Source organism: Streptomyces sp. NPDC002564, assembly GCF_042889645.1.
In the GTDB taxonomy this organism is placed as follows: domain Bacteria; phylum Actinomycetota; class Actinomycetes; order Streptomycetales; family Streptomycetaceae; genus Streptomyces.
The window spans coordinates 343,791-365,454 of record NZ_JBIARE010000006.1; the positions used below are offsets into that span (position 1 = coordinate 343,791).

General features: G+C 71.6%; 22 protein-coding genes and 1 tRNA gene. 11 read left to right on the forward strand and 12 right to left on the reverse strand.

Features of this window, described 5'->3' with window-relative positions; translation table 11 throughout:
• The first annotated feature begins 156 nt into the window (after positions 1 to 156).
• Complete coding sequence (locus ACFYXE_RS23175; protein WP_389315158.1) at positions 157 to 2,007, forward strand: MFS transporter; 1,851 nt, start codon at positions 157 to 159, stop codon at positions 2,005 to 2,007.
• A 64-nt stretch (positions 2,008 to 2,071) separates the two neighbouring features.
• Here the strand turns inward: ACFYXE_RS23175 and ACFYXE_RS23180 are convergent, their stop codons facing one another.
• From ACFYXE_RS23180 to ACFYXE_RS23190, 3 genes are all read right to left on the reverse strand, one after another.
• Positions 2,072 to 3,958 carry a transglycosylase domain-containing protein gene (locus ACFYXE_RS23180; protein WP_389315160.1) on the reverse strand — a complete coding sequence of 629 codons (1,887 nt, stop codon included), beginning with the start codon at positions 3,956 to 3,958 and terminating at the stop codon, positions 2,072 to 2,074.
• A 141-nt stretch (positions 3,959 to 4,099) separates the two neighbouring features.
• Entirely contained in the window at positions 4,100 to 4,780 is a 681-nt protein-coding gene (gene snpA / locus ACFYXE_RS23185) for a snapalysin (RefSeq protein WP_361167608.1), read from the reverse strand.
• Between the two features lie 263 nt (positions 4,781 to 5,043).
• The gene (locus tag ACFYXE_RS23190) at positions 5,044 to 6,372 is read right to left on the reverse strand and encodes an MFS transporter (protein ID WP_389315163.1); all 1,329 of its coding nucleotides are present in this window, start codon (positions 6,370 to 6,372) and stop codon (positions 5,044 to 5,046) included.
• A 145-nt stretch (positions 6,373 to 6,517) separates the two neighbouring features.
• Between ACFYXE_RS23190 and ACFYXE_RS23195 the strand changes: the two genes are divergently transcribed.
• Positions 6,518 to 6,985: a PPOX class F420-dependent oxidoreductase gene (locus ACFYXE_RS23195; RefSeq protein ID WP_389315165.1), complete on the forward strand. Its 468-nt coding sequence runs from the start codon at positions 6,518 to 6,520 to the stop codon at positions 6,983 to 6,985.
• 11 nt (positions 6,986 to 6,996) lie between these two features.
• Here the strand turns inward: ACFYXE_RS23195 and ACFYXE_RS23200 are convergent, their stop codons facing one another.
• Complete coding sequence (locus ACFYXE_RS23200) at positions 6,997 to 8,334, reverse strand: cytochrome P450 (RefSeq protein ID WP_389315167.1); 1,338 nt, start codon at positions 8,332 to 8,334, stop codon at positions 6,997 to 6,999.
• Between the two features lie 149 nt (positions 8,335 to 8,483).
• On the opposite strand from ACFYXE_RS23200, the gene ACFYXE_RS23205 reads away from it, so the two are divergent.
• Complete coding sequence (locus ACFYXE_RS23205) at positions 8,484 to 9,407, forward strand: hypothetical protein (protein WP_389315169.1); 924 nt, start codon at positions 8,484 to 8,486, stop codon at positions 9,405 to 9,407.
• 82 nt (positions 9,408 to 9,489) lie between these two features.
• Here ACFYXE_RS23205 and ACFYXE_RS23210 read toward each other — a convergent pair whose 3' ends face one another.
• Positions 9,490 to 10,434 (reverse strand): calcium-binding protein, encoded by a 945-nt coding sequence (locus tag ACFYXE_RS23210; RefSeq protein ID WP_389315171.1) that lies wholly within the window; start codon positions 10,432 to 10,434, stop codon positions 9,490 to 9,492.
• Positions 10,435 to 11,249: 815 nt separating this feature from the next.
• Between ACFYXE_RS23210 and ACFYXE_RS23215 the strand changes: the two genes are divergently transcribed.
• From ACFYXE_RS23215 to ACFYXE_RS23230, 4 genes are all read left to right on the forward strand, one after another.
• Positions 11,250 to 11,390, forward strand: a complete 141-nt coding sequence (locus tag ACFYXE_RS23215; protein WP_361167626.1) for a hypothetical protein — start codon at positions 11,250 to 11,252, stop codon at positions 11,388 to 11,390.
• A 76-nt stretch (positions 11,391 to 11,466) separates the two neighbouring features.
• Positions 11,467 to 12,936, forward strand: a complete 1,470-nt coding sequence (locus tag ACFYXE_RS23220; RefSeq protein WP_389315173.1) for a radical SAM protein — start codon at positions 11,467 to 11,469, stop codon at positions 12,934 to 12,936.
• Positions 12,929 to 13,678, forward strand: coding sequence for a hypothetical protein (locus ACFYXE_RS23225; protein ID WP_389315175.1), 750 nt, complete (start codon positions 12,929 to 12,931; stop codon positions 13,676 to 13,678). The genes ACFYXE_RS23220 and ACFYXE_RS23225 overlap by 8 nt, the downstream gene beginning before the upstream one ends.
• A gap of 10 nt (positions 13,679 to 13,688) precedes the next feature.
• Complete coding sequence (locus tag ACFYXE_RS23230) at positions 13,689 to 14,957, forward strand: MFS transporter (protein ID WP_389315545.1); 1,269 nt, start codon at positions 13,689 to 13,691, stop codon at positions 14,955 to 14,957.
• 58 nt (positions 14,958 to 15,015) lie between these two features.
• On the opposite strand, the gene ACFYXE_RS23235 is transcribed toward ACFYXE_RS23230, so the two are convergent.
• From ACFYXE_RS23235 to ACFYXE_RS23250, 4 genes are all read right to left on the reverse strand, one after another.
• Positions 15,016 to 15,462 (reverse strand): hypothetical protein, encoded by a 447-nt coding sequence (locus tag ACFYXE_RS23235; protein WP_389315177.1) that lies wholly within the window; start codon positions 15,460 to 15,462, stop codon positions 15,016 to 15,018.
• Positions 15,459 to 15,725, reverse strand: coding sequence for a hypothetical protein (locus ACFYXE_RS23240; protein WP_389315179.1), 267 nt, complete (start codon positions 15,723 to 15,725; stop codon positions 15,459 to 15,461). Before ACFYXE_RS23240 ends, ACFYXE_RS23235 begins: the two co-directional genes overlap by 4 nt.
• A gap of 233 nt (positions 15,726 to 15,958) precedes the next feature.
• The gene (locus ACFYXE_RS23245; RefSeq protein ID WP_389315181.1) at positions 15,959 to 16,498 is read right to left on the reverse strand and encodes a flavoprotein; all 540 of its coding nucleotides are present in this window, start codon (positions 16,496 to 16,498) and stop codon (positions 15,959 to 15,961) included.
• On the reverse strand, positions 16,495 to 17,730 hold the full coding sequence (locus ACFYXE_RS23250) for a helix-turn-helix domain-containing protein (protein ID WP_389315183.1): 1,236 nt from the start codon (positions 17,728 to 17,730) through the stop codon (positions 16,495 to 16,497). Before ACFYXE_RS23250 ends, ACFYXE_RS23245 begins: the two co-directional genes overlap by 4 nt.
• Before the next feature lie 104 nt (positions 17,731 to 17,834).
• Between ACFYXE_RS23250 and ACFYXE_RS23255 the strand changes: the two genes are divergently transcribed.
• The 3 genes from ACFYXE_RS23255 (at position 17,835) to ACFYXE_RS23265 (ending at position 19,156) form a co-directional block, all read left to right on the forward strand.
• Positions 17,835 to 18,311 carry a hypothetical protein gene (locus ACFYXE_RS23255; protein ID WP_389315185.1) on the forward strand — a complete coding sequence of 159 codons (477 nt, stop codon included), beginning with the start codon at positions 17,835 to 17,837 and terminating at the stop codon, positions 18,309 to 18,311.
• 190 nt (positions 18,312 to 18,501) lie between these two features.
• Positions 18,502 to 18,636: a hypothetical protein gene (locus ACFYXE_RS23260; RefSeq protein WP_389315187.1), complete on the forward strand. Its 135-nt coding sequence runs from the start codon at positions 18,502 to 18,504 to the stop codon at positions 18,634 to 18,636.
• Between the two features lie 157 nt (positions 18,637 to 18,793).
• Positions 18,794 to 19,156 (forward strand): hypothetical protein, encoded by a 363-nt coding sequence (locus ACFYXE_RS23265; RefSeq protein WP_389315189.1) that lies wholly within the window; start codon positions 18,794 to 18,796, stop codon positions 19,154 to 19,156.
• A 413-nt stretch (positions 19,157 to 19,569) separates the two neighbouring features.
• On the opposite strand, the gene ACFYXE_RS23270 is transcribed toward ACFYXE_RS23265, so the two are convergent.
• Both ACFYXE_RS23270 and ACFYXE_RS23275 read right to left on the reverse strand, forming a co-directional pair.
• Positions 19,570 to 19,642, reverse strand: a tRNA-Arg gene (locus ACFYXE_RS23270).
• Positions 19,643 to 19,753: 111 nt separating this feature from the next.
• Entirely contained in the window at positions 19,754 to 20,167 is a 414-nt protein-coding gene (locus ACFYXE_RS23275; protein ID WP_389315191.1) for an organic hydroperoxide resistance protein, read from the reverse strand.
• Between the two features lie 133 nt (positions 20,168 to 20,300).
• Between ACFYXE_RS23275 and ACFYXE_RS23280 the strand changes: the two genes are divergently transcribed.
• Complete coding sequence (locus ACFYXE_RS23280) at positions 20,301 to 20,819, forward strand: MarR family winged helix-turn-helix transcriptional regulator (RefSeq protein WP_389315548.1); 519 nt, start codon at positions 20,301 to 20,303, stop codon at positions 20,817 to 20,819.
• Positions 20,820 to 20,852: 33 nt separating this feature from the next.
• Here ACFYXE_RS23280 and ACFYXE_RS23285 read toward each other — a convergent pair whose 3' ends face one another.
• Positions 20,853 to 21,485, reverse strand: coding sequence for an isochorismatase family protein (locus tag ACFYXE_RS23285; RefSeq protein WP_361167654.1), 633 nt, complete (start codon positions 21,483 to 21,485; stop codon positions 20,853 to 20,855).
• Between the last annotated feature and the right edge of the window lie 179 nt (positions 21,486 to 21,664).

Sequence of the window (21,664 nt, forward strand, 5' to 3'; positions counted from 1 at the left end):
GGGAGGCCCCGCCCCCGGGCCTCCCCTCGCGTCTGCGTGCTAGCGTCTCAAACTCGGGGGGTAGTACGCCGGGGCGGAGGACGAGAGGTTCCGGGACGGACCCTCGTCGACTCGAACCGGCGTACCGGAACACGGACAACACGGGGAGAGCCTCCAGTGGCCACAGCGGAGCCGACGCGCGCCGACGACGACGCCGCCGCGCCTGAGACGGGCGACGGCCGTCGCACCGCTGCGCGAATAAAGCTGCCGGCCCAGCGCCGCACGCCCGGGCCGGGGCCCCTCGCGCCGTGGCCGAAGCGCTTCCTGCGCCACCCGGTGACGATCACCACCGCGGTCGCCGCGGTGCTGCACGTCATCTGGTTCTTCATCTTCGCCAACAGCGGCGGCGACCTCGCCGCGCAGGACGCCTGGGCCGAGTTCGTCGGACGGCACCCCGCCTCCGCGTACAACCTCGCCTGGTACGGCGGCATGCACCCGGTGTCGTACAGCGTCATCTCGCCGTACCTGATGTCGGTGCTCGGCGTGCGCACCACGATGATGATCGCGGGCACCGTCTCCGCCGCTCTGCTCATGCTGATCGTGCTGCGCAGCCGCGCGGTGAAGAACCCGCTGTGGCCCGTCGCCATCGGTGTCTTCGCGCTGTTCTCCAACGCCGTCTCGGGCCGCGTCACCTACGGCCTCGGCCAGATGTTCGCGCTGTCGGCGGTCGCCGCGGTCTTCTGCTGGCCGTACCGCTGGCGCTACAAGCGGTGGGCGAAGGCGCTGGTCGCCGCGCCGTTCGCGGCGCTCGCCACGATGGGCAGCCCGGTGGCCGGGCTCTTCGTCGGGTTCGTCGCCGTCGCGCTGTTCCTGAGCAAGCGCTACCCCGGCGCGTACGCGCTCGGCATCGCGCCCTCCATCGTGGTGGGCCTGTCCGCCTGGCTGTTCCCGTTCTCCGGCACGCAGCCGATGGGCATCGGCTCGGCGTCGCTGCCGCTGATCTACTCGGCGTTCGTCTTCTTCCTGGTGCCCAAGCAGTGGAAGACCGTGCGGATCACCACCGTCGTGTACGCGGCGTTCGTGCTCGGCGTCTGGATCGTCAACTCGCAGATCGGCTCCAACATCACGCGCCTGGCGATGTCCTTCGCGGGCGTCGTGCTGGTCGCCGCGCTGCCGTACGCGGTGCCGAAGACCCGCAGGTGGTACGCGCTGGTCGTGGCGATCGTCGGCTTCGTCGGCTGGGTCGGCTACAAGGGCGTGGACGACGCGATCCACACCACGCCCAACGCCTCCTGGTCGCGTGAGCTGGCCCCGCTGCTCAACGAACTGCAGGAGGTCGGCGCGGCGAAGGGCCGCGTCGAGGTGGTCCCGGCGCGCAGCCACCGGGAGGCGTCCGCGCTGCCGCAGAACGTCCAGCTGGCCCGCGGCTGGAACCGCCAGGCCGACATGGAGCGCAATCCGCTCTTCTACGACGACACGCTCAACTCGGCGAACTACCACGAGTGGCTGCAGCGCTGGTCCGTGCATTACGTCGTGCTGCCCAAGGGCGAGCCCGACGGCGACGGCGGCAAGCGCGAGGCCCAGCTCATCGAGAAGGGCCTGCCCTACCTGAAGCAGGTCTGGGTCGACGAGAACTGGCAGCTGTACGAGGTCACCGACCCCAACCCGCTCGCCGGGCCGCACGCCGTCGTGCAGAGCGCCGAGCAGGGCGAGATGAAGCTCCGCGTGGACAAGCCGGGCCGCGTCCTGATCCGCATCCCGTACTCGCCGTGGCTGGGGGTCGTCGACGCCGAGGGCAAGGGCCTGGAGCGGCCGAAGGAGACCGAGGAGTCCAAGCGGATGCGCGAGACGGACGACAAGCGGCCCCGCGAGTACACCAACGTCAACGGCTGCCTGCTGGAGGCCGCGGAGAACCAGGACGGCGACAAGTGGGTCGAGCTGCTCGCCCCGCGGGCCGGCACCTACCGGCTCGGCTCGCCCTACCAGTTCCCGCGCGGCACCCCCTGCCCGGAGGAAATGCGCCGCTGACCCGTCCCACCGCCGGACGCCCCGCTCCCGTGCCCCGGGGCGCCGGCCGGCCCGTGTGCGGCGGTCAACGGCCCGTGTACTGGCGCCAGATCCGCGGCGGCAGTTCGTTTCCGCGCCGGGACGCGGGGCCGCCCACGCCCGACATCGGCAGCAGCCGCGGCTCGCCGGGTCGCACCCGGAACAGCGTCACCGCCGTCGACAGGTCCTTCGTGAAGCCCGCGAACCACGCCGACCTGAGGCGGTCCTGGTCGCCCGTGCGGCCCGCCGCGACGTCCGTGCCCTGCCGTCTGCCGCCCGCCCGCAGCGCGTCGGCGACCTCGCGCGCCACCTGGGGGTCCAGGGCGCGCTGGGCGACGGGCCTGGTGAGCCCCGGCAGCCGCTCGCCGTCCTTGATCACCTCGGTCACCGAGTACGGGTCGTGCCGCACGCCGTCGCTCGCGAACGTGGCGTACGCGGTGGCCATCCGGATCGCGCTGGGCGTCGACGTGCCGATGGAGAACGTCGGCTCCAGGCGGGCCATGCTCTGGCGCAGCAGTCCGGCGGCGACGGCGGTGCGGCGCACGGTGTCCCGGCCGACGTCCTTGCCCAGGCGCACATAGGTGGCGTTGCCGCCGGACAGCAGGGCCTCGCCGAGCGTGGGGTGGTCGGGGTCGGGTCCGCCCGGCAGCACGCCGAGGAAGCCGCCGGAGGTGTACGCGCTGTCGGCGGTGATCGCGAGATGCAGGTCGGGCACGGCCCCGAAGCCCGGGTCGGGGGCCGCCCCGGCGCGGTGGGGCACGCCGTGCTGGAGCGCGGCCGCCAGCACGAACGGCTTGAACGCGGATCCGGCGGGGACGCCCGAGGTGTCGGCGTTGTTGGTGAAGTGCTCGGTGGCGTCGGGCCCGCCGTACAGCGCGACGATCGCCCCGTCGGACGGCCGCACGGACGCGGCGCCGGCCTGCAGGTGGCGGTCGGCCGCGCGTCTCTTCGGATCGGTGTCCCCGTCCAGGACGTGCCGCACGGCCCGCTCCAGACGGTTCACCTTGTCCTTCTCGAAGGTGGTGTGGATCCGGTGGCCGCCGCGGGCGAGCGTCTCGTCGGTGAGGTCGGTGTGCTGCTTCAGGTACCGGTTCGCGATGTCGACGAGGTAGCCGGTCTGGCCGCCGAGGCTGGTGGAGCGCGACTGGCTGCGCGGCTCGGGGAAGGTGCGGTACCGGGCCCGTTCCTTCTTCGTCATCAGGCCCACCCGCACCTGCCGGTCCAGGATCCACGCCCAGCGCTGCCGGGCCCGCTCGTGGTTGCCGGGGCTGATCGACGGGTCGTACTGCTCGGCGCCCTTCAGCGTGGCCGCGAGCAGCGCGCCCTGGCCGGCGTCCAGCTTCTTGGCGGGGATGCCGTAGTAGGCGTGGGCGGCGGCCTCGATGCCGTTGGCGCCGCGCCCGAACCAGCTGGTGTTGAGGTATCCCTTGAGGATCTCGGCCTTGCTCTTCTTGCGGTCCAGTTTCAGCGCGATGACGAACTCCTTGACCTTCCGGGTGACCGTCTGGTCCTGGGAGAGGTAGGTGTTCTTCACGTACTGCTGGGTGATGGTCGAGCCGCCCTGCGTCTCCTGGCCGCGGACCATGTTCACGGCCGCGCGGGCCAGGCCCTTGGGGGAGACCCCGGAGTCCTCGTAGAAGGTCTCGTTCTCGGCGGCGATCACCGCGTTCACCGCGGCCGGGGCGATCTGGTCCAGCTCGACGTTCTGCCGGTCGACCTCGCCGGTGCTGACCATCTGGCTGCCGTCCGCCCAGTAGTAGACGTTCGCCTCGCGGCGGGCCGCCTCGTTCTCGTCGGGGATGTCCACGGCGACGTACACGCAGACGAAGAGCACGGCGACGGCGGTGGCCGACAGGCCGCAGGCGCCGAGGAGTTGGCGCCACGAGGGGAGCCAGCGCCGGAGTCCGCCCCGCCCGGCCCGCGGATAGTCCACCAGCCGTCGCCGGCCGCGCCGGCGCGACCTCTTCCCCTGAGTGTGAGTACCCATGTCGGAGGAGAGCGCGCCGTACGCGGCCGGGTTGGCCGGGAGGCTGTTTGCGGTACGTAACAGTCCGCGCGCAGCCGTGCCGAGGGGTCAGCGGACCTTCGTCAGCGCACCCTTGTCCTGCAGCGCGGAGATCCCGGCGGCCCACAGGCTGTTGACCCGCGACCGCTCCTGCGCGTTCGGGTAGGCGTTGGTGCAGGACGTGCCGGGGCCGCCGCCGGACATCAGCTCGCTGCACGGGCCCGAGTAGTGGTCGGGCAGACCGAGCACGTGACCCGTCTCGTGGGCCGTCACCCGCGTGGAGTTGTACTGCTGGTTCTGCCGGTAGTCCAGGAAGATGTAGCCGTGGCCGCGCCCGTCGGTCGAGGCGTACGAGCCGCGCGAGTCGTTGCCCTCGCGGTACTCGAAGTCGGCGGTGGAGCTGGTCTCCTGGAGCTTGACGTTGGCGACCGAGGAGTTCCAGATCTGCGTGCTCTGCGCTATCTGGCTGCGGAAGCTCGGCGCCCGGGACGTGCGGTAGCGGACGGTGACGGCCTGGATGCCCGGCTTCGCCGCCTGCTTCTTCAGCGCCGACTTCATGACGGCGTCGAAGAACTGGCGGTTCGCGGCCTCCTCCGCGGCGGAGCCCGTGTACGACGACGTGGTGTACGTCGACGCGGGCTTGACCGTGTCGGGCGCGGGCGCCGCGAATGCCGTGGGGGCGGCGGCGAGCGAGCCGACGAGGGCGGCGGCGCCCAGGGTGGCGAGGAGGCTGGTGCGGGATCTGTTCATGGGGGTGTGGGTCCCTTCCGGATGGCCGGTGGCCGGTTGGCCGGTGGCCTGGATGGCCGGGGCGGCCGGGAGGTCCGGGGCACGGGGGTGCCCGGATTCCCGGGACCGGGGGCCTGCGGGTGCGGCCTCCGGTCGGGACGAGTATCGGGAGGGCGGGGCTCGTTCGTACCGATGCCATTCGGCGATAGCGGCAGAGCATCAACGAGTTTGCGCGGTAAGGAACGTGAGGTGTCGGATGCCCGGTTCTGCGCCCAGTTCTGCGGCTATCGGAGAGGGGTGCGGGGGGCGCCCGCCGGGGGTGTCCGGGGCAGGCGCCGGATCCGGTGGATGTCGCGCACGCAGAGGTTCAGCAGCGTGGCGGCGACGATGATCCCGGTGCAGACCAGGAGCACGGACCGGGCGGCGAACACCGGCGAGACGAGCGCGACGACGAGGTACGACAGCGGGATCGCGAGCCGCTCCCCGACCTGGTTGAAGGAGCTCATGCGGCCCAACTCCGCGTCGGGCACCTGCTGTTGGAAGGCCGTCACCCAGGTGACGCCCGCGATGTCGAGGGTGATGCCCGCGAGGACCGCGCCGAGCAGCAGCCAGGGCAGCGGCAGCGCGCACGCGAGGGCCGCCAGCGGCAGCGCGAGCCCCGAGCTCGCGACGACGGCGACGACGAGCAGCCGCTGAGGTTTCCACCGCAGGCACACGACGGTCCCCGCGAGCAGCCCCAGCGCGAACGCTCCCTGCACGAGCCCCCAGGTGCGGGCGCCCGCGTACTCCCGCTCGGCGACGATCGGCCCGAGCAACTGGTAGCCCGCGAGCCAGGCGGCGACGAGGACGGTGCCCGCCGCGGTGTACGTCCACAGCCAGGTCCGCGCCCGGAACCCCGACCAGCCCGCCCGCAGGTCGGCCAGGGCGCCGCCCCTGCCGACCGGGGCGCCCAGCCGCAGGCCGAGCAGCAGCAGGGCCGCCGCGGCGAAGGTGACCGCGTCCAGGCCGAGCGCCCACGCGGGCCCGGCGAACGCGACGATCAGCCCGCCGACGACCGGCCCGACGACCTTGACGGCGTTGGTCGGCAACCGCAGGAGGGCGTTGGCCTGTTGCAGCCGGTCCGGCTCGACGAGCCGGGCGAGGACGCCCTGCGCGGCGGGCGTGGTGAAGGCGACCGCGACGCCCGAGACGAAGCCGCAGCCGGCGATCGCGCCGGTGCTCGCGGCGCCCGTCCCCACCACCAGGGCCAGGGCGCCCTGCGCGGCCGCCGCGAGCAGATTGCCGAGGAAGAGCAGCCTGCTGCGCGAGACGCGGTCCGCGAGGACGCCGCCGACCAGCAGGAAGAGCACGGTCGGCACGGTGCTGGTGGCGAGCACCAGACCGAGCGCCCCGGCCCCGCCGCCCGCACCGATCACCGCGTACGCGAGGGCGAGCGGCGCCATGGCCGAGCCGATGGCCGAAATGAGCTGCGCGAGAAGGAAGCGACGGAAGGCGGGGACGCGGAGGGGGGAGCGGGGCGGGGCGGGGGAGCGGGGGTTTCCGGGGCCGGGTCCCGTGGGGGCGGGGGCCGGGGCTGTGGTGCCGTCGGTCGTCCCGTTCTCGCTGGTGCTCATGATCCCCCTGCTGTCGGCCCGGCCCGGAAGCATAGGTGGCCGCGCGGGGCGGGAATTCCTCGGGGGCGCGGGGGATTGCTGAGGGTGCGGCACTTGTGCCCGGCCCGACCGAACTTCCGTACGTACGCCCGTAGGAGGCCCGTCCATGAGCGAGACCGACACCGGAACCGAGTCCGCGAACCCCGCCGCCCCGGCGTACGATCCGCGCGCGCTGCTCGCGAAGGCCCGGCTCGGCGTCCTCGCCACGATCAAGGCGGACGGCCGCCCGCAGCTCTCGCCCGTCATGCCGTACTACGACCGGGAGGCGGGCGTCCTGCACGTCTCGATGACCGAGGGCCGGGCCAAGACGGCGAATCTGCGCCGGGATCCGCGGGCCACGCTGGAGGTCACCGGCCCCGACGGCCGCTCCTGGGCCACCGCGGAGGGCACGGCGACCCTGACGGGGCCGGGCACCGACCCGCACGGCCCCGAGGTGGAGGCCCTCGTGCGCTACTACCGCACGGCGGCCGGGGAGCACCCGGACTGGGACGAGTACCGCGCGGTGATGGTCGCCGACCGCCGCGTGCTGATGACGATGACGGTCGACCGCGTGTACGGCGAGCGGGTGGGCTGAGCCCGCCCGCGCTAGCCCCGGCCCGCCTCCCGGGGTTCGGCGACCACGCGGATGTCGTCGGCCGCCCGCAGCACGAACCGTTCGACGGTCGTGACCTCGTGCCCCGGCACCGGCCGGAACCGGAACCGTTTGAGCAGGACGGCCAGGACGAGCTGGGCCTCGACCACGGCGAGCGCGGCCCCTTCGCAGCTGCGCGGCCCGATCCCGAAGGGGATGTGGGCCAGCCGGGCCCGCCCGGCCACGGCCCGCGGGGTGAACCGCTCGGGGTCGAACCGCTCCGGCTCCGGCCAGTGCGCGGGGTTCATGTGCACGGCCCAGAAGGGGTAGAAGACGGTCGAGCCGGCCGGGATCTCGTACGGGCCGAGGGTGATCGCCTCGTCGGTCCTGCGCGCCCCGTAGGGCCCGGGCGGGTAGAGGCGCATGGCCTCCTTGAGGACCATGTCGAGGTACGTGAGGCGGCGCAGGTCGGCGTGGTCGGGGGCGGCGCGTTCCCCGAGGACCGCGTCCAGCTCCGCGGCCACGCGGTCGGCGGCGCCGGGGTGCCGGGACAGCAGGTGCAGGGTCCAGGAGACCGCGACCCCGGTGGTGTGGTGGGCGGCCAGCAGCGTGACCATGACGGTGTCGCGGATCCGGGCGGGCGTCATGCCGGCGTCGTGGAGGGCGCCGACGAGGTCGCTCCGGTCGCCGCGCGCCCGGCTGCCCCGGCGGGCGTCGAGCACGCGGTCGACGGTGCCGCGCAGGTACCGCAGCGCGTCCTCGACCCGCCGGGCACGGGCCTCCTCGTCGGCGCCGGGCGGCCGGTACATCTGCCCGATGGACTCGGTGAGGACGACCTCGAAGGCGTGCACGACCCGGCCGGTGTCGACCAGCGCGGGGTCCGTCCCGCCCAGCGCGTACGCGCAGATCATGCGCAGGGAGAGGGCGGTCAGGTCCTCCTGGAGGGCGACGCCCCGTGCGCCGTCGTCGGCGGCCCAGCGGTCCGCGAGGTCGTGGGCCAGGGCGACGAACTCCCCGAAGTGCCGTTCGTGCGAGGGCCGTCCGGCGAGCACGTCGAGCAGCACCCGGCGCCAGGGCGTGTGTTCCTCGGCGCCGATGACCTGGAGGTTCCCCGCCTCGCACAGGGGGGACAGGAACGCGAAGAGCGCCTCGGGCCGTTCGTCGAGCCGGGCGGTGCGCTCCAGCAGGACGGGGTCGGCGACGGACACGGCCGTCCCCACCCCCGGCAACGGGAACTGCACGACGTCCCCGTACCGGTCGTGCAGTTGGCGCTGGTAGAGGTGCAGCCCGCCGGCCGCGCCGATCGCCGCCGCTCCGTCGTCGTCCCGCGTCGCGGGCCCGGGAATGCGCACACCGACTCCTTCCGCCGGAGGTCCACCGGGTCGCGTCGGCCCCGTGGTCCCGCCTCGATCGTCCGCCCGGCTCCTACCCGCTCCGCGCGCCTCTTTTCGGCCAGTAAACTGCGCGCACTCGACAGCGACGCGAGAGGGCGAGGAGCACCGTGGCACACGGGGGACACCAGGGCTGGGGACCGGCCAACAGCCCACCGCAGGGCGGCGGCCCGCATCCGAACGTCCCGCCGCAGGGCCCGGGGCCCTACGTCCCGCCCCCGGGCGGACCCGTGCCGCAGCCCGCTCCGTACCCGCCGCGGCCGGTGCGCAGGCGGCGCACGGGCTGGGGCTTCCTGTTCGTCTCGCCGCTGGTCCCGGTGGTCCGGTCCGCCCGCCGCCGCGCCGAGGCGATCTTCAACCGGCCGGGCGGCGGCCGCATCGTGGACCCGCTGGTGAGCCGGGTGCAGGCGTGGCGCGCGGCCGTCGGCGCATGCGCCAGCTTCTTCCTGGTCTACACGTACGGCGCGGACGACGGCTGGAGCGGCGTGGCCAACGACGGCGTCGTGAAGATGCTGTTCGCGCCGGTGCTGCTCATCCTCACCGGGCCGCTGGTCGTGCTGGCGTTCATCCGCTGCGCGCCGGCCGGCCGACGGAGCCTGCTGCGCTCCCGGTTGCGGCAGCCGCTGAAGACGATCGCCTGGTGGGTCGGCATCCTGGCCGGCGTGGTGCTCGTGCTGGCGGGCAGCGCGCTGATCCTGAAGCAGGACCACGGGACGCTCGTGAACGGCCTGATCGCGCTGGCCCTGCTCATCGGCCTGATCTGGCTGCTGCCCTTCCTGCTCTTCTCCTGCGCCTACGCGGCCCGTTACGCCTTCAACACGTCGTCGGTGCACGCGGCGCTCCCGGCCGCGCTGACCGTCGTCCTCGTGTGGGAACTGACGCTGTTCAGCGTCGCCCTGGACGGCGGCCTGCCGCACGGGCCGCCGGCCGCGCAGTGGAGCGCGGTGCTCGGCGGGCCGGTGTCGGTGACCCTGGTCGCGCTCTGGGAGCTGCGCCGGATGCGCACGCGGCACGGCGTACGCATCCGGCACTGAGGCGGGGGCCGGGGCGCCGGTCCTGGTGGACGACGGTGTGTTGGGGGCGCCGGTCCTGGTGGACGACGGTGTGTCCGGGGCGTCAGTCCTGGTGGACGATGTTGTGTCCGGGGCCGCCGGAGAGGGTGTCCGTGCCGGTCCCGCCCCACAGCACGTCGTCGCCGCTGTTGCCGTAGACCGTGTCGTCGCCCGCCTCCCCGTACAGGGTGTCGTCGCCCTTCCCGCCGTAGAGGAAGTCGTTGCCGGTGCCGCCGTGGACCTTGTCGTCGCCGTCGCCGCCGGACAGGTTCTGGCGTCCGGCGCCGCCGCGGATCACGTCGTCGCCCGCGCCGCCGTCGACGGCGGCCTCGGCGCCCTTGGAGGAGATCGTGTCGTTGCCGTCGTTGCCCTGCGCGATGCTGCCCGCGGCGGCGTGGAGGGTGTCCTTGCCGGTGCCGCCGCTGACGACGGCGCCCTCGCCGACGGTCAGGTCGTCGTCACCGGCGCCGCCCCGGACGCTGTTGCCGTCGGTGCTCCCGCTGTGCGTCGTCCTGTCCTTGCCGTCGCCCAGGTCGATCGAGGCGAAGTAGTACGCGTCCCCGGTGGAGTTGCGGTAGGCGACGGAGTCGTCGCCGTCACCGAGGCCGAGCCGCAGGGTGGCGTACGGGTCCTGGCTGTCCAGCGTGGCCACCTTGCAGGAGACCTTGGTGCGGTCCGCGCCGTCCGGGTAGGAGCAGCCCTCGCCCGCGGTGAGCTTCACGACGTCGTCGATGACGTACGTGAGGGTGTCCAGGGACCCGTCGGTCTTCGACGCGGTGACGGTCAGCTTGTTGGCCTGCCCGGGGGCGGCCGCGTAGACGATGGAGTGACCGCTGTCGTCGGCCCCGACGGTGGCGGTGGCGGTGGCGGAGGCGGCGACGGCCCCGGCGGACCCGGCGAGCACGAGCGGCCCGACGACCCCCGCCCCGACGGCGAGCACGACCGCGGAGGCGGCCCGCGCACGGGTCCGCGCATTCAGGCGGCTGACGAGGTCAAAGGAAATCGGCATTTCGTGTCCTTCGCGAGACGGGTGGCGTGCTTTCGCATCTGTGTGACGCCGGGGAATTGGCGTTGGTTGCATTTGATTCCGCGCCGTCCCGGTGCGTGAAAATAAACGAAGGCCGCACGTGATGGCCGCGCTGAGCTGCGGTGTTGGGCAGTGAATTGCCGGGCCGACCATGCGCCGCCATTCCGAATTCAGCGTGGATTCACAAAGGCGGAAGGGTAATTCTTGATGCCCGAAGTGCTGCCCTCGGGGCCCTGTCCGGAGTCGCGAACGCACCCCGTGTGAACGGAGTGCATGCGTGAGGCGCCTGCACACGCTCCCGTTCCCGTGCCGTGTGGAGTGAGATGACACGCACCCCACACCGGTGCGGAGTCAGCCCCCGCACCCACCGATCCCGCCGCCGCCCCCGACCGCCTCCCGGGAGCGACGGCGGGCTTCCCTTTCCTCGGGGGTCGACGAGCTGTCCGGAATGCATCGGTCCGCTCGGGCGCCAAACCGCGCCGAAGTCCCCTTTATCGGTCATCAGGCCCAAGTTCCACCCGTACGATTCCAGCCAACACGGTGTTTCCCCCGGGCAGTTCCGCGGAAGCCGCCCCCGTCGTCGCGGAACGTCGATCATCAGCGGGAAAGGACGGCCGGGGCCCGCATATTCCGCTGGTATGTCCAGAAAGATCAACTGGAAAGGATCAAGCCAGGTTCCTCGACGGATCACCCATAGATGCGGGTGGAACATACATTTCCCTCGGCGCTGATCAGCCAGGAGCCACCTGGCCGAGCGCCGTCCATCTGTCGGGAAACACCTCACCTGAGGAGGCACCATGCCGACCAACCAGATCATCGAGCAGGACGCCGAGACCGTCGTCGAGCTGCCTGAGCTGGAGGACAGCCAGCTCGTGTTCGAGCACAGCACCCAGGCGTCGCCGGCCGTCTGCACCTCCGCGGGCGACCGCGCCAGCTGACGGTCTTTCCTCACGGAGTAATTGAGGGGCCCGGCCTCCGGGCCCCTTTCTCTGTCCTCGCTCAGGAGGTTGTGTCATGAGTTCGGGAATCGCGGGGCAACCCATACCCCTGACGCCGGCCCCGAAGGTGTCGGCCTGGCGCCCGTACAGCAATCCCAAGAACATCGTGCGGCTGGAGTCCCGCCCCGAGGGCCGGGCCGCCTTCATCATCGATCCCTGGACCCAGCGGTGGGCCATCCTCGGTGCGGGGAGCGAGATGGTCCTTGCGATGGCGGACGGCACCCGCACGCGGGAGGAGATCGTCGAGAAGGTCGTGGCCACGGCCGCCAACGACCATCTGCGCAGCCCGCGTACGGTCAACGCCCTGCTCGACGAGCTGCGCGCCGCCGGACTGCTGTTCGTCTCGAAGACACAGCACCAGAGCCTCGGCCTGCCGCCGGTCGTCGCGACGGAGCCGCTGGGCCTGCATCTGGAGATCACCAATGCCTGCAACCTCAGTTGCGCCCACTGCTACGTCTCGTCGGGGGAGAAGCTCCCGGACGAACTGACCGACGCCGAACTCCGTGCGGTCGTCGACCAGCTCCCGCCCTTCAGCGACAAACTGGTGGCCATCACCGGCGGCGAGGCGGCCGTGCGCCGCAACGCACTCGACCTCGTCGAGTACTGCTCGGTGGAACGCGGCCACAAGGTCGACCTGTACACGAACGCGTACAAGTTCCCGCGCAAGTTCGCCGAACGGGTCCTCGAGATCAACGCCATCGGTGCCGGGCGGGTCAATCTCCAGGTGAGCCTCGAAGGGGCGACGGCCGCCACCAACGACGCCGTGCGCGGCAAGGGCGTCTTCGACCAAGTCCTCCGGTCGCTCGCCATGTTCCAGGAACTGGGGCTCAACCGCAGCACCCAGCTGTTCATCTGCATCACCAAGAACAACATCCATGAGCTCGACGCGATGATCGAGATCGCCGAACGCTTCGACCTGGCCAAGCTCGCCTTCTCCCAGTGGGAGGCCCAGGGGAACGCGGCCGACACCCCTTGGGAGTCGATCGCGCCCTCCCTGGAGGAGTGGACCGGGGCCGGCGAGAAGATCCTGGCCTACGAGAACCCGCGGCTGCAGCTCCTCGGGAACTTCTTCGGGGACCTCAACAACACCAAGGGCGGGCGCTACACGCTGGAGCGCAGCCTGTTCCCCAAGCACCTGTTCGGCTACAACGTCTTTCCCCGGGTCTCCCCGGACGGCTGGATCTTCGCGAGCCAGTTGTGGGTCGACCAGGAATGGGCTCTCGGCAACGTGCGGGACATGACGCTGGACGAGGCCTTCGCGGGCGAGAAGTTCCAGGAACACCTGCGGCTGTTCCGCCGGCGCGCCGAGGTCGTGGAGGAGTGCCGGTCGTGCCAGTGGGTCGATCTGTGCGGCGGCGGCCACCCCGGCCACACGCTCTCCGAGTACGGGCAGCTCGACCACAAGGATGCCTTCTGCGACACCCGTAAGTTCTGGTTCGAACGCTACGTGGACCGTCACCTGGAAGGCGCCCTGAGCCGTGGCTGAACGGAACGACTCCGCAGGGCCCGACTGGGGCGACGTCTTCCCGAGCGTCGTCGACGGCTGGCTCTTCTCCGACGTGCCGCACCAACTGCCCCCGACCGCCGTCCTCCCCCTGGAGAATCCCGACCTGTACGACAGTGCGGTGTGGGAGGAGAAGACCGAGGTCGAGGAGCGGTACCGGTCCGCCACCATCGTCCGGTACCGCGGCACGCGCCTGTGCGTGCTCAGTCCGAAGCTCGGCGCGCCCGCCGCCGCCATGGCCCTGGAGGCGGCGGCGGCGCGCGGCGTGCGCACCGTGCTGGGCCTCGGCTACTGCGGCGCCATCAGCCCCGAGCTGACCTGCGGCGATCTGCTGGTGCCCACCGGCGCCGTGTCCCGGGACGGCACGACGGCGGCGTACTGCCCGGACGGGTACCCCGCGGTCGCCGACCACGGGCTCGTCACCGCCTTGCACCGTGCCGCCACCGACCCGCTGCACGACGGCCTGGTCTGCTCCGTGGACGCCGTCTACACGCAGGACTCGGCACTGGTCGAGCAGTGCCGCCGACGCCGGGTCGCGGGGCTGGACATGGAGACCTCCGCGGTGCTGACGGTGGCCCGCCTGCGCGGGGTACGGGCCGCCACCGTCCTGGTGGCCAGCGACCACCCGGGCAGCGGGGCACTGACCGAGGGCGCCGCGCTGGCCCGCGGGACCCGGCGCGCGCTGGACCTGGCGCTCGAGGTGGTGACCGGCGATCTTTCGTAACTGGACCGAGCTGAACCGCGACACGCGGTTCTTCCTCGGCGCGTCCGCCGTATCGTTCGTCGGCGACGGTGTGCGCTACGCCGCGCTTCCGCTCCTGGCCGCGCAGGCCGGCGCGGGAGCGGTGGGGCTCGGCGTCCTCCTCGGCTTCGCCACGCTCCCCTTCCTGGTCCTCGGGATCTTCGGTGGAGTGCTCGCGGACCGCATGCGCCGCCGCTCGCTGCTCATCGCGTGCGACGCCCTGCGATTCGGGATCACGGCGTCCTTCACCGTCCTGGTCCTGCTCGACGTGACCCACCTGCCGGTGCTGTGCGCCGTGGCCTTCCTCATGGGGCTCCTCGAATCCGTCGCCACGTCGGCCACCTTCGCCTTCCTGCCCTCCCTGGTCCGGGACAAGCACCTGGAACGGACCAACGGCATGTCCTCCACCGCCCTCATGGTCGGCCGCCAGTTCCTCGGCCCCCTGCTCGGAGCGGCCCTCGTCGGCATCGCCCCGGCGGCCCCGTTCCTGGTGGACGCGGCGACCTTCCTGATCTCGCTGCTCCTGGTCCGGGCCGTCCCGGCGTCGGTCGAAGCGGGCCCCGAAGCCGTGGAGCACCGGCGGGGGCCCCGCGCCGTGCTGGCCGACGTGCGCGTCAGCACCCGGTGGATGCGCAGGACACCGCACGTGCTCACCATCGCCTGCACCGCCGGTGCGATCAACCTCTTCAACATGGGCGCCCTGGCCATCCAGCCGCTGTTCGCCACGGAGGTACTCGGCGGCCCCGCCATCGTCTACGGCCTCATGATGGCGGCCGCCGCTCTGGGCGGGGTGGCCGGCGCCCAGGCCGCGGGGCGCCTGGCCCAGAGTCTCACCAGCAGCCGCATGGTGTGCCTGGCCCTGCTCTGCATCGGCGTGGGCTCCCTGGTGGTATCGGCCGCACCGCACCAGGCAGTTGCCTACGTCGGCCTGATGCTGAGCGGTTTCGGCTTCTCCACGTGGGGCGTCGCCACGACCTCCTGGCGCCAGCGCCTGACCCCCGACAACCTGCGCGGCCGGGCCGACGCCCTGCACCGCATGATCGCCTGGGGCGTCAATCCCGCGGGCAGCGCACTCGGAGGACTCCTGGCCTCCGGCGGCGGCGCACGCCTGCCCTACTTGCTGGTCGGCATCGCCCCCTTGCTGCTCCTCCCGCTCTACGCCCGCCGGAACGACACGGCCACGGCCGCCGGCCCCGAGGACGCCGACCACACGACTCAGCAGGACGAGCCACTGGAGGAGGCCGAGCGGCCGGGGGCGTGAGGGGGGCCGGGGCACGGGCTCCGGGGCGGGCGGGAACCCATCGCTGAGGGGTGTCTCGTCAGACCTTCTCTACGCGCACGGAGTGTCCCGCGAGGAGTTGGTTCATGCCGTCGGTGTCGCAGGTGAAGACGGTCGCCTCGGCTCCCTGCGCGGCTTCCCGCCCGGCCACGGCCGCCAGAACCGCGTCGATGGCGTACTTGTGCCCGTGCAGGCCCGCTGTCTTCAGCATGTCGCGTGCCAGGGCGATCACCTGGTCGTCCGTGTGCACGACGCGGATCCGGGACAACGTCCAGTTCCACAGTGCCTGCCTCGACGTATCGCGGGGGTCCCATGCTTCCAGGGTCGTGAGCGCCGAGGTGACGATCGGGATGTCGAGCCGCGGCGTCGCCTTGATCAGCGCAGTCACCTCCCGATCGCCCTGGACAGCCTTGGAGAGAGCCTCGGAGTCGAATACGAAGACGCGCTGTCGCGGGCGGTGCAGCTTCGCCCGGGGGGTGCGGCTCACGCGGCCTCGTCCGAAGGCGGACGCTGCTCGTCATGCCAGCCGTCAATGGCGGCGATGCGGTCCAGTGCTGCCTGCTGCTCGTCGTCCGTCACGGCGCCGTGTTCTTCCTCGAGTCGCCCGGCCAGTTCGCGCAGTCGGTCCATGGCGTCCTGATGAGCGGCAGCGGCCGCGATGTAGCCGGACACGCCGCGGGAGTCGACACGCTCCTTGATCGATTCCACCAGCTCTTCCGGCACGGTGATGGTGATCTTCCGGGTTGCCATACATCAAGTATGTCACGCCGGGCGGGTCTGGGGTCCGCGCACGCACGACGGCCGTGCTCGACGCTGTTGTCCGGCGCTGTTTTCCCTGGTCAGTGTCATAGCTGCCGAGTGCTCGATCCTGCTCGTGGCGGCCCGTTGGGCGGGGTGGTTCCTGAGCCCGATCCGGCGTGACGCACATCTGATCGACCGCTGAACTTCGAGTCTGGGCGCTGCTGCCTTCGGGGGGCCTTTCGTCATGCCCGGGCGTCGGGCAGAGCGGCGAGCGCCCGGCGCCACGGGAAACTCTGCGGGTCCCCGTTCTTCGGCGGATGTGACTCGTAGCCGTCCGCCCCATCCAGGTACCGGACGCCCTGCTCGCGCAGAGCTTCGATGCTTCGCCTCACCGCGGGCTGGGCACCTTGCGCCTGGTTGAAGTAGGGCATCACCACCACGGGGACACCCATGTTCACGCACTCCGAGACGAGCCCGATGGCCAGGGTGTCCCCGATTCCGGCGCCCCACTTGTTCAGACTCGTGCTGGTGATCGGCGCCACGAGCATCGCGTCGGCCTTCGGCAGGGCATCGGTCTCGCCGGGGAGCTTGTACTCCGAGCGCACGGGATGCCCCGTCAGCTGCTCCAGATCCGGAAGACGCCTCGCCCACCAGCGGGCAGCGGATGGAGTCAGGATCAAGCAGGTGTCCCAGCCCTCAGCCTGCGCCTCTCGGATGCCGTGGTCGATGTACTGGGTCGGGCCTGCTGCACAGGCAATCAGGTACAGAACTCCTCGGGTCATGCGGGGAGTCCACACCGCCGCGCCAGAGCACGCAACCGCCCGCTCGGCACGGGCGTCGCTCCGAGTAGATCTTGCACAAGGCTGATGACGCTCTGGCGCCCGCGGACCTCCTCCTCGGCGAGTCGCTCTGCCTCGATGAGCTCGCGCTCGGCATCTTCCTTGCGGCGAGTCAAGAGCGCGGCGCGTGCCTTCGTGATGTGGTGCTGTGCGCGCCGTTCCTTCGTCATCTCGCTGAGCTCCGCAGGCCCGACGCTGCTCGCGGTCTCCAGCGCTGACCAGCCGTCCTCGAAGCGTACGAGGACGTCAACGCGGTACAGGGAGACGTTGGTTGGCCCGAACATCGTCCAGTCCTCGTTCAGGTCGCGGCCCTGCTGATCTGCTACGTCACCGGCTTCATCGACGTAGCCGGTGGCGGTGTTCACCGCGGCGCTTGATCGCGGCTGCGACGAGGCGGCCACGGCCGCGTTGAGATAGAGCATGCCCAGGGTCGACAGTCCGAGCGGCCCCGAGGCAGTGAGATCTTGGGCCAGGCGTCGTGCAGCCGACGCCGCGAAGTCGACGGCCGCCTGTGGCCGGCCCTGGTAGATGAGGCTCTTGGACACCCTGCGGGCCGCGGCGCCGATCTGCACGGGGTCGCCTGATCTCTCGGCGGCGGTGAGCGCACGGTCTGCGACGACGGCGGCTTGCACGGCGGCGTCCTCGCCGTACTTGTGGAGGAACGAGGCGGTGAGCTGGAAGACGCGTGAGAGCAGGGCGTGTGCCTCGCACTCGCGGTCTGCTGTCGCGCTGGCTGCGGCTCGCTGCGTGTGCACGATCAGGTCCGGGAGCTGCTTCCCCAGGGCTCCGTAGTGGCAGGCCTGGAACGCTTCGCAGCAGTAGGTGAGACGTTGCTGGAGTTGCTCTGCTGGCGGGGGGTCTCCCTCGGGCGCCGTGATGCCTGCGAGGGCGTCGTGTTGGTACATGGCGTCGATGACGGCGAGGACTTCGACTGGTGCGTCCCTGCCCACGGGGGCATCTGGTGGGCCGATGGTCAAGAGCTGCTCCAGGGAGATGTGCAACGCGGAAGCCGCTCTCATCAGGACCGATAGCTGAGGGTCTGCTTGGCGCTTGCCACCTTCGAAGTCCTGCACCCAGCGCCTCGATTGCCCCATGAGTCGGCCGAGGTCCGCTTGGGTGTAGCCGCGCCGTTCCCGCCAGTAGGCGACGTGTCGGCCGATGGGTCCAGTCTCCATGGCGTGCTCCTGGAACAGGGCACGCACTTTGCGTGCCCACCTCTGTTCTACCTCGCCCTACGGTGCGTTCACCGGTGATCACCGATTCCCGCGGAGGCATTCGGATGAACGAGGCAGCAGGCAAAGTCGCAGCGACAGCTGCATTCGACTGGCTGGCCCGCGCGCAGGCAGCACCGCAGCAGGCCCACCGGGAGTGGGCGGAGGCCGGGTTCGCGCTGTTGCCGCTCGGCTCGCGCTTCAACTGCGTACTCCTGCCGGGACGGCTGGTCCGCGAGGCCGCCGGGACGACAGACCACGAGGCCGTGACCGCGATGCTCGCCGAGCTCCTCGACGGACCGGTGATCTACAACTCCGCGCAGCACGCCTACTACGCGCTCGTCGAGCCCGTGGACCGGTGGGAGTACCGAAGCGTCGCCGCGATGCTCGGGGACGGCGCTTACCTGACCGTGCCCGCGAGCGACATGCGTGGCCCCGTCGGCCTGCACTGGGCGGTGCCACCTCGCGAGCCCGGCGATCTGTGTGGGATCGAGGGCGTGGCCGCGCTGCTGGAGTCCGCGCGGCGGCCGGGGCGGCTGCGGTGAGCGTCGGGGAGATGACCGAGCAGGAGCGGCGAGCGCAGGAGGCGTACGTCCTGCAGTTGAACCACATCGACGCCTGCCCTCCCTGCCAGGCGCTGGAGGACTGCCCGGAGGGGGCCCGGGTCCGGCGGGCGCTACGGGCCGCCCGCCTCGCCACCCGGCCAGGAGTACAGGCCGGGACCGGAAGTGCTCCATGACGGACAAGGCGGTCGATCAGCCACACGAGTGCGGCACGATGCCGCTGACTGTCGACCAGGGGCGCTCGACCGTGGCCCAGGGTCGGCTGTTTCTGCGCGTGCGCCTGTCGAAAGCCGCCGCCCGAGAGTAGTGAGGAGTTGCGGGCGCGCACGCCGCAGGCACGGTCGTGTGGCGGGATCACCGAAGGCGCCGCGCTTCTGTCGGTGCCCGCTCATAGACTTGCCGGGCCGCCACGAGAGGATTGATCACATATGCGCCCCGCCGCTTTTCAGGACTATGCCGTCGACTTGTTCAAGAACGCCGCCGACGTGCAGCGCGTGCAGACACTCGCCGAGGCGGGCGACACCCAGCACCCTTACGGCCTGGCGCTGACCGTGGCGGGCCGCGACACCCGGTGGCAGGTCATCGGCCAGCTCGCCGAGGGCGCCAAGCACGATGCGGTCACCGCACCGGTCGAGGGCACGCCCGCGTCCTTCGAGGCGGCCCCGGTGACCGGGGCGCCGGATGCGTGGCTGGCAAGCGTGATCGGTGCCGCGGAGTCCCCCGAGATCGCCTCGCTCGACGTCTGGTCGGCGCGCGAGGGCAGCGACGGGCACGGCGTCACCATCGGATGGCACAACGGCGAGAGGACGTTCGTCCGCAAGATCTGACCCTCCCCGCAGGCCCTCGGTCGAGCGGCGGAGTGCACCACGGCAGTCAGTACCAACCCACCGTGCAAGGGAGAACTGCTCATGTGTGATCACGGCCACCGATTCGACCCGGGCCAGTGCTCGGGCGTCTGCCAGCACTGCGGCGCCTACTCCGGGGTCGAGCCCGGCGAAGCGATGCCTCCTCACCAGCCGAACGGGGGCGGCCGCGAGATGTGTCCGGGCTCAGGCACCCCTGCCGGATGACGACCAGGGCCCGGCTCCCGAGCCGGGTCCACCTGTCACACCAGGTCGCACAGGGGAACGCGCCGAGCGCGGCGGCTATGTGGCATCGATGTGGCATCCAGACATGACGAAGGCCCCTCGTTCAGACGAACGAGGGGCCTTCGCGACGCTCTGACCTGTTGTGAAAGGTGTGCCCCCGGCAGGATTCGAACCTGCGACACCCGCTTTAGGAGAGCGGTGCTCTATCCCCTGAGCTACGAAGGCGTGGTGGCGGCCGTCGGGTGGACGGTGTCACCGCCGTCAGTGTAGCGGGTGGTCAATTCGGGGGTGGGGGGTTGGGGGCCGGGGCCGGGCGGGGGTCCGGGGTGGCCGTGGTTACTCGATGACCAGGTCCACCGGGATGTTGCCGCGGGTCGCCTTGGAGTAGGGGCAGAACGCGTGCGTCTTCTTCAGGAGTTCCTCGCCCGCGGGGCCCTGGAGGTGGTCCGGGAGCTCGGCCCGCATGACCACGGACAGGCCGAAGCCGCCGTCCGTGTCCTTGCCGATGCTGACCTCGGCCGTGACCGAGACCTCCGACACGTCGATCTTCTCCTGGCGCGCGATGTTGCCCATCGCGCTGGCGAAGCACGCGGCGTAGCCGGCGGCGAAGAGCTGCTCGGGGTTGGTGCCCTTGCCGTTGCCGCCGAGGGCCTCGGGGAAGCCCAGCTGCAGGTCGATCTGGCCGTCGGAGCTGACGGCACGGCCCTCGCGGCCGTTGGCGGTGGCTACGGCGGTGTACAGCGCGTCCATGGTGAGCCTCGATCCTCGTCCTCGGTTTCAGGTGCAACAAGAGTGAAGCACACGATTAAGTTGTGCACAACTTAATCGTGTATGGGGAGTGGCGTTGTAGCCTTGCGGCATGGAGATGGAGACGGAGGCGCAGATGGGGGCGGACTCGGTGCTGGGGGATCGGGGGGATCAAGAGGCAGAGGACTATCTCCGGCTCGACGATCAGATCTGCTTCTCGCTGCACGCCGCCGCCCGCGCCTTCAACGGCGTCTACCGCACCGCCCTGAAGGACCTGGGGCTCACCTATCCCCAGTACCTCGTGATGCTCGTGCTCTGGGAGCACGACGAGCTGCCCGTCAAGAAGATCGGCGCGCGCCTTCGGTTGGAGTCCGGCACGCTGTCCCCGCTGCTCAAGCGGCTGGAGGCGGCCGGGCACGTCGAGCGGCGGCGCAGCGTCGAGGACGAGCGGTCCGTCGCCGTCCGGCTCACCGGACAGGGCCGCGCGCTGCGCGAGCGGGCCCGGGCCGTGCCCCGCGCCATCGCCGAGTCCACCGGCCTCTCGCTCGACGAGGTGCGCGACCTGCGGGCCCGGCTCGACCGCCTCACCGCCTCCCTGGACGGCGCGGGCGGCCGGGGCGAGGGGCCCGTGGCGGGCGGCGACTGCGCGAGGTGAGGGAGGCGGGCCCCGGCGTGGGGCCCGCACGACTCACTTCTCCCCGAACACCGCCTCCGCCGTCGTGACCACCGCGCACTTGCCCGCCGCCCAGCGCAGCGCCATCGCGTGGTCGTCGGCCGAGAAGTCCGCCACCGCGTCGGCCACCAGGAACGCCCGGATGTCCTGCATCCACGCGTCGCACGCCGTCATCAGCACGCCGATGTGGGCGTAGATGCCGGTGATCACCAGCTGGTCGCGGCCCTGTTCGCGCATCCGCTCCAGGAGGTCGGTGCGCACGAAGCCGCTGTACTTCCACTTGGTGAGGACCGTCTCGGCGGGTGCCGGGCCGATCTCCGCGGCGATCGCCGCCGCGTGTGCGTCGTCCGGCAGGCCGGGCCCCCAGAAGTCCTGCTGGAGGCCCCGCTCGGCGGGCGTCTGGCCGCCGGGCTGGGCGGTGTGCACGACGGGGACGCCCAGGCGGTCCGCCGTGCGCTTCAACTCCGCGACGTTGGCGAGGAGTTCGGGAACCGGCGGTGCCGTGCGGTCGTACGCCGACAGGAAGTAGTTCTGCAGATCGTGGACGAGGAGTACGGCGCGGGACGGGTCGACCTTCCAGTCGACGCGGTTGGCCGGCAGCTCGGCCGCCGTCGGCATGGGATAGGGGGTGATGGCGGGGAGGGCCATGGTGGTGGGGACTTCCGTTCCGGGAGGTGCGGGAGGTGCGGGAGGTGCGGGAGGTGCGGGAGGTGCGGGAGGTGCGGGAGGTGCGGGAGGTGCGGGAGGTGCGGGAGGTGCGGGAGGTGCGGGGGTGCGGAGGGCGCGGGGAGCGCGGGGAGGAGTGGAGAAGGGGCGGAAGGGGAGTG